Source organism: Pseudoclavibacter endophyticus (genome assembly GCF_008831085.1).
GTDB classification, from domain to species: Bacteria; Actinomycetota; Actinomycetes; order Actinomycetales; family Microbacteriaceae; genus Pseudoclavibacter; species Pseudoclavibacter endophyticus.
Genome location: NZ_WBJY01000001.1, coordinates 281,786 through 295,034, shown reverse-complemented (window position 1 = coordinate 295,034; position 13,249 = coordinate 281,786). Strand labels below are relative to the sequence as shown.

At 70.4% G+C, this 13,249-nt stretch carries 9 protein-coding genes; all 9 read right to left on the bottom strand.

The window, feature by feature from the left end:
• Nucleotides 1-45 precede the first annotated feature (45 nt).
• Nucleotides 46-1,098, bottom strand: coding sequence for a lipoate--protein ligase family protein (locus F8O04_RS01300; protein WP_158029037.1), 1,053 nt, complete (start codon nt 1,096-1,098; stop codon nt 46-48).
• 93 nt (nt 1,099-1,191) lie between these two features.
• Nucleotides 1,192-2,136: an alpha/beta fold hydrolase gene (locus tag F8O04_RS01295; protein WP_158027513.1), complete on the bottom strand. Its 945-nt coding sequence runs from the start codon at nt 2,134-2,136 to the stop codon at nt 1,192-1,194.
• 2 nt (nt 2,137-2,138) lie between these two features.
• Nucleotides 2,139-2,987 carry a transglutaminase family protein gene (locus F8O04_RS01290; RefSeq protein WP_158027512.1) on the bottom strand — a complete coding sequence of 283 codons (849 nt, stop codon included), beginning with the start codon at nt 2,985-2,987 and terminating at the stop codon, nt 2,139-2,141.
• On the bottom strand, nt 2,984-3,925 hold the full coding sequence (locus F8O04_RS01285; protein ID WP_158027511.1) for an alpha-E domain-containing protein: 942 nt from the start codon (nt 3,923-3,925) through the stop codon (nt 2,984-2,986). The genes F8O04_RS01290 and F8O04_RS01285 overlap by 4 nt, the downstream gene beginning before the upstream one ends.
• Complete coding sequence (locus F8O04_RS01280) at nt 3,919-5,856, bottom strand: circularly permuted type 2 ATP-grasp protein (RefSeq protein WP_158027510.1); 1,938 nt, start codon at nt 5,854-5,856, stop codon at nt 3,919-3,921. Before F8O04_RS01280 ends, F8O04_RS01285 begins: the two co-directional genes overlap by 7 nt.
• Nucleotides 5,857-6,099: 243 nt before the next feature.
• Complete coding sequence (locus tag F8O04_RS01270; RefSeq protein WP_158027508.1) at nt 6,100-7,563, bottom strand: phytoene desaturase family protein; 1,464 nt, start codon at nt 7,561-7,563, stop codon at nt 6,100-6,102.
• Nucleotides 7,560-8,999: an HTTM domain-containing protein gene (locus tag F8O04_RS01265; RefSeq protein WP_225734800.1), complete on the bottom strand. Its 1,440-nt coding sequence runs from the start codon at nt 8,997-8,999 to the stop codon at nt 7,560-7,562. The genes F8O04_RS01270 and F8O04_RS01265 overlap by 4 nt, the downstream gene beginning before the upstream one ends.
• Nucleotides 8,996-9,784, bottom strand: coding sequence for a DUF5819 family protein (locus F8O04_RS01260; RefSeq protein WP_225734799.1), 789 nt, complete (start codon nt 9,782-9,784; stop codon nt 8,996-8,998). Before F8O04_RS01260 ends, F8O04_RS01265 begins: the two co-directional genes overlap by 4 nt.
• Nucleotides 9,785-9,897: 113 nt before the next feature.
• Complete coding sequence (locus tag F8O04_RS01255; protein ID WP_158027507.1) at nt 9,898-13,209, bottom strand: choice-of-anchor G family protein; 3,312 nt, start codon at nt 13,207-13,209, stop codon at nt 9,898-9,900.
• Nucleotides 13,210-13,249: the final 40 nt, after the last annotated feature.

Sequence of the window (13,249 nt, the reverse complement as noted above, 5' to 3'; positions counted from 1 at the left end):
GCGGTCAGCGCACCGCTCGATGCCGTCGGCGCGGCCTGGGCGTCGCTACGGGACGCGATTCGTCCACGCCGACGACGCGAACTTGGTCTGCGCAAGCTCGCGTGCCCGCTCGAGCTCGGCGTCCGTGACGCCGGCGACCGTTCCCCCGTGCTGCGCGATGAAGGTCCTCTCGAGGCGATCGATGATCTTCTCGCGCGGCAGACCCGTCTGCGACTTCAACGGGCTGACGCGCTTCTTGGCCGACGCCGTGCCTTTGTCGCTGAGCTTCTCGCGGCCGATGCGCAGCACCCGAACCATGGCATCGGCATCAATGTCATAGCTGAGCGTCGCGTGGTGCAGGACTGCCCCCGAACCGAGGCGCTTCTGCGCGGCGCCGCCAATCTTGCCCTGTGGTGAGGCGATGTCGTTGAGGGGTTGGTAGACCGCGTCGATGCCGAGCTCCTGGAGGCCGTCGAGCACCCAGGAGTCGAGGTAGGCGTACGACTCCGCGAAGCTCATGCCCTGCACGAGCTCGACGGGCACGTACAGCGAGTAGGTGACGATCGTGCCCGCCTCCATGAACATGGCCCCGCCGCCCGTGATGCGTCGAATCACCTGCACGCCGCGGGCCTCTGCCTCGTCGACGTCGACCTCGTTGCGCACCGACTGAAACGAGCCGATGATGGCGGCCGACTGTTCCCAGTCCCGCCAGAACCGCAGGGTCGGCGCGCGGCGGCCTGCGCCGACCTCCTCCGCGAGCACCTGGTCGAGGGCGACGTGCACGCGGGGCTCGAGCGCGCCCGTGCGCACGATCTGCCAGTCGTACTCGCGCCAGTCGCGGGCCCGCGTGATCGCGCGGCGCACGACGATCGCGACCGCCTCCGGTGAGAATCCGAGCAGCTGCGCCCCCTCGGGAAGAGCGCGCTCGACAGCAGCGGCGATCTGCTCGCCCGGCGCGTCGACCGGGAGGCCGTTCAGCGCCCCGTTGATGTCATCGAGCGCTTCGTCGGGCTCCAGGAAGAAATCGCCGGCGACCCGGGCCTCGGCGATGCGGCCGTCTCGGGCTTCGAGGTCGACGACCACGAGCTTGCCGCCCGGCACCTTGTATTCGGCGTGCATGGTTTCGGCGTGCATGGTCTCGGCGTGCATGGTCTCGGTCTTGTCGCTCACTCGTGTTCCCTTCGTCGTCCGCCGGACCGGGCGCTTCGGATGCTAGTGCGCTTCCGCGCGCGTCGGTTGCGGCGGAGCGGCGAAGCGCAGGCGGATCCACGCGGCGACGTCGGCCATAACCACATCCCGGTTCGTCTCGTGCATGACTTCGTGCCTGGCGCCCTCATACACGCGCAGGGTCACGTCGCTCAGCGCCGAGCGGCGCCGGTAGCTCCGCGCGAGGGCGCTCGGCCCCCGGGTGCCGTACCCGACGGTGTCGAGCTCTCCCGCCAGGATGAGCACGGGAACGTCGTCGACCCGACCAACGAGCGCGACGGGCGGCAGCGTCATGAGCTGAAGCGCGCCGAGCGGCGACCAGACCGGCTGCATCCGGATGTCGAAGGTGAACGGGTCGGCGGTGAACGCGGCGCGCGATTCAGGATCGCGGCTCAGCCACTGCGTGCCCTCGAGGTCGTCCGTCCGCCATGGCTTGTCGAGGTCGCCCGGGTTGAGCAACCCAGGAACGGCGAGCGAGGTGCCCGACAGCATGAGGCCCTGCACGTGGTCGCTGCGAACGGCGAACAGCCGCTGCGCCAGCAGGGCGCCCCAGCTGTGTCCGAACAGTACGAGCGGCACGCCCGGGTTCACCTCGCGCTCGCGTTGGACGACCTCGCCCAGGCACGCGATCGCCGCCCGGTTCTGCCCGGGCCCGAGCACGCCGAGCCCCGCGCCGTCGTGACCCGTGCGGCCGTGGCCGAGGTTGTCGAACGCGACGACGGAGCATCCCGCGGAGACGAGTCTCCGCGCGAGCCCCGAGTAGCGCATCCCGTGATCGCCAGCACCGTGCGCGATGACGACGTGCGCGCGGGGGGCCGGATGCCGCCAGCGGTACAGGTGCACCCGTTCGTCGCGGGGGCGTCGCCAGCGCAGCGCGATCTGCACGGTCGCGACCTCGTGCTGGGGCACTTCGCCGGACTCGGCGGCATCGCCGTTGACGACTGCGTGCATGTCTACGCCTCGAGAGTGATGTCGACCTTCACGAACAGCTCCGAGGTGCTCGACCCGGCGTAGACGCCCCGGAGCGGGGGCACGTCGTTGTAGTCGCGGCCGCGGCCGACGTGCACGTGCCGGCTACCGATCGCGATGTCGTTGGTGACGTCCCAGCCGTGCCACGCACCGTCCCAGTACTCGATCCACGCGTGCGACTCGCCGGTGACCGTCTCGCCGATGCCTGCGCTCGGGCGGGGATGGAGGTAACCCGAGACGTAGCGCGCGGGGATGCCGACGCGCCGCAGCGCGCCGAGCGCGATGTGCGTGATGTCCTGGCACACGCCGCGACGGTGTGCCCAGGCCTCGCGCGCGGTCGTGCGCACGCCGGTCACGCCGGTCTCGTAGTCGACCGCATCCCACACCGCTGACGCGATGCCTCGCGCCGCGTCGGCGGGCGACGAGCTGCGGGCCTTGGCCTCGAACGCGAGGTCGATGACTTCGTCTGGCGGCATCGTGAGCTCGGTCTGGGTCGAGAGCTCGACGAGACCGACCGAACGCGACCGCGCCTCCGCGACCTCATCGAACGACAATCCCTCGTCGGCCGTCGCCTGCTGCGGGGCGATCTCGACCAGGCTCGACGCGGTGATCGAAAGCTCCTCGTGCGGCGAGAGCACCTCGAATGCGGTGACGCGCGTGCCCCAGTAGTCGACGTAACTGTGCGTCGAGGTGCTCGGCGAGACCTCGAGGTGAGAGAGCAGCACGAACTGCTCGTCCGACGACGACGGCAGCATGCGCGCCTCGTTGTACGAGGTGTCGGCGGTGCCGTCATACCGGTAGCCCGTGAGATGGTGAATGCGGATGCGGCTCATACGTTGTCTCCCACCCAGCTCGGGGCCGTGATCGACGGGAAGTAGCGGTGCCTGATGGCCTCGCTCGCGTCGCTCATGGCGACCTGCACCTGGTCCATGTATCGGGGCAGGTCGCTGATCGTTTCGCTCACGGGTCGGTATTCGAGCTCGCTGCGCACTTGCCCGAGCAACCGCTGGGCCTGGTCTTCGAAGCCGACGCGCCCGCGCTGCTCGTGCCGGGGCTGCAGGTCGTACAGGCTTGTGAGCGCCGTCGAGACCGAATACAGCACCGAGCGGGGGAAAAGCCGGTCGAGCAGCAGAAACTCGGCGGCGTGGGTGGCTGAGGGGATGCCGCGGTACGTCTGGATGTACGCCTCGTAGGCGCCGCAGGAGCGCAGGATCGAGGTCCAGGATGCTCCGCTCGCCTCGGTGAGCGATCGCGTGGCGAGCAGGCGCGCCGTCATGTCAGCCCGCTCGATGGCCCGGCCGAGCAGCAGGAACTGGTACGCGTCGTCGCGGCTCGACGCCGACTCGACGATGCCGACCGCGAGCGCCGAGCGCTCGCGCACCCACTGGAACAGCTCGTGCACCTTCTCGCGGCGCACGCCGAACGGCATCCGGCCGTAGGTGGCGTTGAGGCACTCCCACAGTTCGGTCGGCACGATCTCGCGCGCCTGCCGCGCGTTCTCGCGGGCGGCCTTGATCGAGTAGGCGATCGAGGCGGGCTGAGAGCGATCGACGGCCATGATGGCCAGCACGTCGCCGCCGCTGAGCGGCCTTCCCGTGTCGACGTTCCCGACGCCCATGACGCCCAGGATGCTGGCACAGGCCGTCGGCTCGTCGATCCACGGGTCTTCGAGCAGGAGTTGCAGGTGCACATCGAGCAGGCGCGCAGTGCCGTCGGTGCGCTCGATGTAGCGGCCGATCCAGAAGAGCGACTCGGCGATGCGGCTCAGCATGGCGCTTCTCCCTCCGCGGCGCTGGGGGCGCCCTCCCTTGACAGCGGGGCTCCGTGGCGAGGACTGTCGCGCCGGGGGCTGTCCTGCCGCGACTGCTGCTGGCTCTGACCCTGGCTCTGCCGCAACCGCAGCTCCTGCTCCTGCTGCTCGCGCCGCGGCCGCGGTCCGTCGCCCTCGGCCGCTTCGCGTCGGCGCGGCGCCGGATCCGGGGCGGTCTGGGCGGCGGGGGCATCCGCGCCGCGGGGCCCGTGAGCCGCCGGCGGTGCGCCCGCGGCTGGCGCGGCCATTCCCTGCGAACCCGGGCCGCCCGGCTCGCCGACCACGGCTCCGGGCGTCATCGCGGTATCGGGCACGACGCGGATCATGCCGGTCGCGGGGTGCGGGGTGTCGCTCAGGTCGGTCTGATCGTCGAGCAGTTGCTCGACCCCGTGCTGCGGGGTGGGCGTCATGCTCGCCTCGGTGCTCACGACCCACGTGTCTTTCGAGCCCCCGCCCTGCGACGAGTTGACGACGAGCTGCCCCTCCGGCAGCGCCACCCTCGTGAGCCCACCGGGCAGCACCCACACGTCGCTGCCGTCGTTGACGGCGAAGGGGCGCAGGTCGGCGTGGCGGGGCCGCATGCCCTCGTCGACGAGCGTCGGGATGGTCGAGAGCTGCACGACGGGCTGCGCGATCCAGCCGCGGGGATCGGCGAGCAGCCGTTTGCGCATCTGGTCGCGCTCCTGCACCGTCGCTCGCGGGCCAATCATGAGGCCCTTGCCGCCCGAACCGTCGACGGGCTTGACGACGAGTTCGTCGAGCCGATCGAGCACCTCCTCGAGCGCCTCAGGCTCTTCGAGACGCCACGTGTCGACGTTGGGGATGATCGGCTCCTCGGCCAGGTAGTAGCGAATCAGGTCGGGGAGGTAGGTGTAGACGAGCTTGTCATCGGCGACACCGTTGCCGACGGCATTCGCGATTGTCACGTTCCCCTGGCGGGCGGCCGTCATGAGGCCCGGGGCACCGAGCATGGAGTCCTGCCGGAACTGCATGGGGTCGAGATAGTCGTCGTCGACCCGGCGGTAGATGACGTCGACCCGGCGCGCCCCCGCGGTCGTGCGCATGTAGACGCGGCCTCCCGAGCAGAAGAGATCGCGGCCCTCGACCAGCTCGATGCCCATCATGCGGGCGAGCAGCGTGTGCTCGAAGTAGGCGGAGTTGTAGACACCGGGGGTGAGCACCACGACGGTCGGGTCGTCGATGCCCTCTGGCGCCGCGGCTCGCAGGGCCCCGAGCAGCCGGTAGGCGTAGTCGCCAATCGGCAGCACGCGCATGCGGGTGAACAGCTCGGGGAGCGTCTGCGCCATGGCCCGGCGGTTCGAGATGACGTAGCTGACGCCCGATGGCACGCGCACGTTGTCTTCCAGCACGCGCATGACGCCGTCCTCGTCGCGCACCAGGTCGATGCCGCTCACCTGAATGCGCACACCGTTTGAGGCGCGGATGCCCATCGCGACCCGATGGAATTGCGACGAGGTGGCGATGAGGTTGGCGGGAATGAGCCCGTCGTGGATGGCCCGTTGCGAGCCGTAGATGTCGTCGAGGAACTGCTCGAGGGCCCGCACGCGCTGCTTGAGGCCGATCTCGAGCTCCTGCCACTCGCTGCGCTCGATGACCCGCGGCACGACGTCGAGCGGGAACGGCCGCTCTTCGCCCGCGAAGTCGAACGTGACGCCCTGCGCCAGGTACGAATCGGCCAGGGCATCCGATCGGTGTCGGATCTGATCCTGCGTCATGTCGGCGAGCACCTCGTGCAGGTCGCCGTACGCGCGCCGGGGAACGAGCTCGCCGGCCTCATCCTCGCCCGCGAACATTTCGTCGAACGGCGGCACGATCGCCGTGGCGTTCTGACGAGCGAGGGCCTCGCTGTAGCCGTCGAAGAGGTCACCCATGGCGGCGAGCCTAATGTGTCGGTGTTACCGGGAGCTTGCGTGGTGGGCGCGCACGCGTGGCAGAACGAGTGCAGCTGGTGCCGCCACTGGGCGGTCCTGCGGCATGTCGCGAGGAACGATGCACTCAGACGGTCAGCCCCGGGCACGGAGGCCGGGTCTGAGGGACGGAGGGCGGGGCTGAGGGACGGGGGCGGGGCTCGGGCTCGGGCTCGGGCTCGGGCTCGGGGGCCGGAGGATGCGGCGCTAGGGCGCGAGCGACGGCGCGGGAAGCCCGAACTGGTCGCGCAGGGCGCGACGCGCCGCGATCCAGCCGGGCATGCCGTGTACGCCCGGGCCGGGCGGGGCGCTCGCCGAGCACAGGTAGATCCCGTCGGGCGACAGCTCATACGGGTCGATTGCGGGCCTCGGCCGCAGCAGGAAGCCGAGCATGCCGGTCGCGCCACCGGCGATGTCGCCGCCCACGAGATTGGCGTTGTGCTCGTGCATGCGGGAGGCCGGCGTGCCGGTCGCCGAGGCGACGACGTCGCGGAACCCGGGCGCGAACCGCTCGATCTGCGCCGTGACGAGCGAGACCGGGTCGACGGGGCATCCCGCCGGCACGTGGGCGTACGCCCAGCCGGGTCGGAGGCCATCGCGCTCGCGCCCCGGATCGGCCACTGCTGCATCCGAGAACAGCACGACCGGTCGCTCGGGGAGTCGCCCCCGCTGCACCTTCGACTCGGCCGTCACCATGTCGGCCCGCGTCCCCGCGACGTGCACGGTCGCCGCGGCGCCGACGCGCTCGTCGCGCCACGGCACTGGGCCGCGAAGCACGAAGTCGACCTTGGCGGCGGCGTGGCCGTGCCGGAATCTCGCGAGCCCCCGACGCACACGACTCGGGAGTCGCTCGCGCCAGATGGAGAGCGCGGCGCCCGGCGGGAGGTCGGCCAGCACGACCCGCGCGGCCGGCAGATCGGCGGCAGATCGGATGCGCCTGCCCGTCACGACCCGGCCGCCGTGGCGCTCGAGATCGTCGACCATGGCGTTGATGATCGACTGCGAGCCGCCCGTCGGGATCGGCCACCCGACGTGGTGCGCGAGCGTCGCGAGCAGCAGGCTCGTGCCCGCCGCCGTGAAGCCGGGCAGTGGCGAGATCGAGTGCGAGGCGACGCCCGTGATGAGCGCGCGTGACCGTTCGGTCTCGAAGCGCGCGTTCCAGGCCGGCGTGGCCGTCTCGAGCACGCGCAGGCCCGCATGCACAGCTGCCGGGATGCCGTCGGCCCGCGCGAGCGTCCGCGCCAGCTGCGTCCGATCGCCGAGGGCCAGCTGCACGAACGTATCGGCGTGCCGCACGAGCGCGCCGAACAGGTCGTGCCAGGCGGGGCCGTCCTCGCCGAGCCCGTCAGCGGTCTTCTCGAGCGAGCGGTACGCGAGCGCGGCGGGGCCGTCGTCGAACGGCTGCGCGTACGCGAGGTCGGGCGCGACCATGCCGACGCCGCGCGCGACCAGGTCGAACTCGCGGAAGAACGGGCTGGCGAGCGCCATCGGCTGCACGGCCGAGCAGACGTCATGCTCGATGCCCTCGTGCGTCGTCGAGGGGAGCGTGCGTGCGCCCCCGCCGATCGTCTCCTCAGCCTCGATCACCTCGACCGACAGGCCGGCGCGCGCGAGGGTCACCGCGGCCGCCAAGCCATTGGGGCCGGAACCGACGACGACGGCATCGATCACGAGCGCGACCCGCGGTTCCCGCCCCCCGAAGTCACGGGCCTTTCGGCGCCGCTGCCGGCACGCTCGGGCCCGCCTTCATCGGGGTCTCCTTCGGCGGGGTCCTCGTCGGCGAACTCGTCGCCGTCGAACTCGTCACGCGCGCGACGCTCGTCGAGCTCGTCGGCGGCGGGATCGTCGTCGAGGTCGTCCGGGTCCGGATGCTCGACGTTCTCGAGTTCGGGGGGCTGATCGGCGTCACCGGGCGCGGCATCGCGGGTCGCGGGAGCGCCCGCCGCCCGGGCGCGGCCCTCCTGCCAGGCCCGTTTGAGGCGTTCGCCGAACCCGCGCCACGTCGAGTCGCGCACGAAGACGGCGTCGACGGCGATCATCGCAAGCGAGAACCACGGCAGGCCCATGAGCACGGCGATGCCGACGTGGAAGCCGCAAATGCCGACGAGCGCGATGATGCGGGTCGGCCGCCGGAGAAGCATGAACGGGAACGACAGCTGCAGGAGGATCGATCCCCACGCGAGCGCCGCGAGCACGGGCGGCCACGCCACGACGAGCTCGTTCAGCTCGGGCCACGGCCCGAATCGCTGGGTCTGAAGGGGCGCATAGATCGCGGTGCCGTTCTGCCAGGTGGTGCCGGCCGCCTTGTACAGCGCACCCGAGACGTAGATGAAGCTGACCTGCGCCGTCAACGTCACGAGCGCCAGGTTGTGCACCGGATTCGTGAGCCAGGCCGGCACGAGGGCGTCGCCGTTCCACAGTTCGCGCAGGAAGTTGGGCGAGCGCCGCTCGCCACGCTGTCGACGTCGACGCCTTGCGTCCAGCGACCACCGGCTGGCGCAGTCGGTGAAGAGCAGCGTGAGCAGGGTGATGCGATACATGTTGTCGCCCTGGTCGCCGACGAGATCGTTCATCTCGATGAACGACACCCAGCCGACGAAGTAGACCGGCAGCACGAAGCGCTTCCGCCACCCCACGAGCACGAGGACCGCAAGCACAGCCAGCAGGACGTAGCAGATCGTGAACAGCACGTCGTTGAGGGCGATGCGGTTGAAGAGGCTGAAGATCCAGATGTTGGGGAACTCGCTGCGCGGGGCCGCGGCCTCGCCGTTCCACGCCGATCCGCTGCCGAAGGTGTACAGGCGCGTCGTGAAGTTGGCCGCGAGCAGGCCGAGGCCGGTCGCGCCCACGAGGATGCGCGTGACGGCGAACCCGTAGCGCGCGTGCTTCGCGTCGACGAGCCAGCGCTCGACGAAGGTGAAAACCGTCATCAGGGCGTCGCGCACGACCTCGTATGCGCCGCGGGCAAAGACACCGATCGCGATGCCGATGGCGCGCACGATCGTGCCGAGACCGATGCCGCTGGATGCGCCGCTCGCGCGCGGATGCGAGGAGCGTGCGCGGCCGTCGCGGCTCGGGCGCTGCTTCGTGCGATTCTCCGTGCTCATGCCCTGGTCTCGATCAGCTCGGCCTGGCCCGACAACTCCATGCCGCGCAGGAAGACGTTCGTGAAGTTCTCGCGTGACTGCCCCTCGTGCTCGAGCAGTCCCCGCCAGCCGGTGGGCACGGATTGCACGGGGGGTCGCTGGACGTCGGGGTCGTCGCGGTCGGCGTACGGCACGACGTTCTGGCGACTGACGACGAACTGCACGAACGCGACCTCCTCGCCCCACACCGCGTGGGCGACCTGCGTGGCGTAGGCCGTCACCGTCTGCTCGGCCTCGAAATACGCCGTCGCGAGCGCGGGATCGCCGGTCACGGCGAGGGCGGCCGACAAACGGTCGTTCCAGTCGTCGCCGTTGTAGTAGCCGAGCGCGGCGATCTCCTTCTGCTCGTTCGAGAGCCGATTGAACGCGTTGAACAGGTTCGAGGTGACCTCGTTCGCGTGGATCGCCGCGCGGGGCGGAGTCAGGTTGTGGCTCAGCATGGCGAGCTCGGCAGCCGTCGCGTCGACGAACTCCGTCTCGCGCGCATCTTCATCCTCGCCGAGCGTTGCGCGGATCTGCAGCCGGTAGTCGCCGTTGATCGGGTCGGGCGCGAAGACGCTCCAGCTCTGTCCGAACATCGGGATCATGTACTGCTGCAGCAAATCACCGGGGACGGCCTGGCGAATGCCCGAGTAGGGGCCGATCCAGAGGAACGACGCAAACACGTGCCACGCGGCGAAGGCGCTGAGAAGCACGACGACGATGCGCCGACCCCTCGTCATTCGCACGGGTCTCTTCTTCGACATCGGCTCCCGCCTCGGTGTTACTCAAAGGGAACTGGGCCTGCGGCCCACAGCGGCCGGTTTGCTTCGCGCCTGAGCGCGAAGCAAACCGGCCGCCGGTGGTGGTTGACGCGTGACTACACGTCGGTCGACTTCCGTGCCGTCCAGCGCAGCACACCAGCGCCCACGAGGGCGAGGAGCACGCCGCCTGCGGCGAACCACATCAGCAGACCGTTGTCGTCACCCGTCGGCACGAGGCCTCCGTGGGTCGACGCGTTCGCGTTGCTCGAGGCCGAAGCCTTCGAGCTCGTCGAGCCGCTCGTCGACGCACTCGCGTTCGCCGACGAGGTCGACGTGGATGCGCTGGTCGCCGTGGCCGAGTCGTCAGCCGTTGCCGAGTCGTCGGCCGTGGCCGAGTCATCAGCCGTGGCCGAGTCGTCAGCAGTGGCGTCCGGGTCAGCGGCAGCGTCCGGGTCAGCAGCAGCGTCCGGGTCGGTCGCCGCGTCAGCAGTGGCCGAGGCCTCCTGCGACGCGTCGGTCGACGAGTCCGCCGTTGCCGCGGCCTGCGCAGCAGCAGCCGTCGACGCGTTGGCGTCAGGCGTCGCAGCCGCATCGGCCGCCGACGACGCGTTCGCGTTCGTCGAGTCCGTCGCGTCAGCCTGCGCCGCCGCCTGCGCGGCAACCTGCGCCGCAGCGTTCACGTCGGTGGTCGAGTCAGCCGAAGCCGTCGTCGAGGCATCCGCCGTAGCAGCAACCTCAGCAGCGGCCTGAGCCGACGCGTCCGCCGCGGCCGAAGCCGTGGTCGTCGCATCCGCCTGAGCCGCGGCCTGCGCCGCAACCTGCGCCGCAGCGTTCGACTGGTCGTCCGCCGTCGCCGACGCCGCAGCCGAAGAAGCAGCATTCGCGTTCACGTCAGCCGTGGCATCCGGGTCAGCAGCAGCATCCGGGTCGGTCGCCGCGTCAGCAGTGGCCGAAGCCTCCTGCGACGCGTCGGTCGACGAGTCCGCCGTTGCCGCGGCCTGCGCAGCAGCAGCAGCCGACGCGTCAGCGTCAGGCGTCGCAGCCGCATCGGCCGCCGACGACGCGTTCGCGTTCGTCGAGTCCGTCGCGTCAGCCTGCGCCGCCGCCTGCGCGGCAACCTGCGCCGCAGCGTTCACGTCGGTGGTCGAGTCAGCCGAAGCCGTCGTCGAGGCATCCGCCGTGGCAGCAACCTCAGCAGCGGCCTGTGCCGACGCGTCCGCCGCGGCCGAAGCCGTGGTCGTCGCATCCGCCTGAGCCGCGGCCTGCGCAGCAACCTGCGCCGCAGCGTTCGACTGGTCATCCGCCGTCGCCGACGCCGCAGCCGAAGAAGCAGCATTCGCGTTCACGTCCGCCGTGGCATCCGGGTCAGCGGCAGCGTCCGGGTCGGTCGCCGCGTTCGCGGTGGCGGTGGCCTCCGACGATGCGTCGTTGGAGGAGTCGGCGGTCGACGCGGCCTCCGCAGCCGCGGCCGACGCCGCGTCAGCGTTCACGTCGGCCTCGGCCGTAGCCGCCGCCGTCGCGTCCGCGTTCGTCGAGTCCGTCGCGTCAGCCTGCGCGGACGCCTGGGCAGCCACAGCGGCCGATGCGTTCGCGTCGGCCGTCACGTCAGCCGACGCGGTCGTCGAGGCGTCCTCGTCCGCCGCTGCGGACGCTGCCGCCTCGGCGTTCGCGTCAGCCGCAGCCGAAGCCGTCGTCGTCGCGTCAGCCTGCGCGGCAGCCTCTGCGGCGGCCTGCGCCGCTGCGTTCGACTCGTCGTCGGCGTTCGCCGACGCCGCAGCCGAAGCCGAGGCGTTCGTGTTCGCGTCGGCGTCCTCGGGAGCGAGACGCACGGTCGCCGAGGCGAGCGAGACCTCGAGCAGCGGCGTCGCGGCGGCGGGCAGCAGCGTCAGCTGCAGCGCCCGCTGCGTGAACGAGCCGGCGTCCTGAGCGGACTCCTCGACGAAGTCGCCCGGCTGCTCCTGCACGTTGACCGTGAGCGAGAGCAGGTTGTTGGTGACGAGCTCGAAGATCGGCTCGAGCACGGGCTCGAGTGCGTCGACGGCCGGGGCGAGCAGGTCGTTGAGCGCGTCCTCGCTGACCAGGACGTTCTGAACCGGCTGCACGAGCGCCGGAAGCAGCTCTCCGACGACGAAATTCGTGACGGGAGTGAGCAGGGAGCCAACGGGCAGCCCAGCGATCGATGTACCGCTGAGGTCGGTCGTCGGTGTAGCGGCCCCTTCGAGCCCCGCAAAACCAGCGAGAGTACCGGAAACGTCGATGTCAATGACTCCGAGCCCGCCGACGACCAGATTCACGGTGCCATCGATCGCGATGTTCAGGGTCGCGTTCTCGAGGGCTTCGCTGACAGCGGTCGCGACGAGGGCGGGCACCTGGTCGAGCACGTCGACGAGGGCGCCCTGCAGCAGCGGCTGCATGATCTCGGAATCGAGCACCTCGTAGTTCACCGGCAGCCCGTTCAACGTGCCGTCGTACGCACTGCCGTTCGCGGTCGCGACGAGCTGGGCGAGGTCGACCTCGACGGTGCCCGTGCTGAGGTTGACCGAAAGGATGCCTGCCTCGTCGAGCAGCTCTTGGTTGAGCACCGAGTCGAGCGCCGCCTCGAGATCGAGGTCGAGCGTCGCAGTCACGCCAAGCCCCTCAACGGAACCAATCGGCCCGAGGATGGGAAGGGTAAGAACCCCGTTGATGATCGACGAGAGATCGTCGAGCAAAGGGGTGACCGTCTGATCGACGACGCCCTCTTCACCAACGAGTCCATTGGCCGTGCCTGACACGCCGCCGAGCGCCTCGAGTAGCTCGTCCGACAGTCCGGCGACCGTCGGGCTCGAAAGCACGAGGCTGCCGCCTGCGATCTGGTAGTCACCGGCGGGGTTGCCGTTCTCGTCGTACGTCGCGAGCGCGGAGATGGCGCCGAGCTCGAGACGCGCGTCATCGAGGAGCGCGTCGAGGCCGGCAGCACCGAGAATCGGGCCGAGATCGACGTAGGCGTTCTCGGACGGGTCGTCGGAGCCGACGGCGATGGTGCCGTCGTCGTTGATGAGACCCGATGAGGCGAGCGGCACCTCGTCGGGGCCGGTCGACGCGTACTGGCTGAGCGCACCGACGCCCAGGACGCCGTTCGGGCCGAACAGCTCGACGCCGTCGGCGAGGTCGATGTCGAGGGCGTTCAGGACTTCGAGCGACAGCGGGTTGTTGACCGCGCCGGGAGCACTGGGGTTCGCGCTGTACGCACCCTCGAGGTCCGCGATGGTGTTGAGATTGATGGCACCGGCATCGCCGGTGATCAGACGGCCCTCGGCCTCTGAGTCATCGGTCGGGAGCGCGTGTGCGGTGTTGAGGGAACCTGAGAATAGGACCCCGCTTGCTGCGACGGCGACCGCTCCCCCGACGAAGAGTGCCGTGGTGCGCTTCCACCTCCTCCCGATCACGCTGGGAGTGCTTAAACGAGAGTTCACCAGATGTACCTCT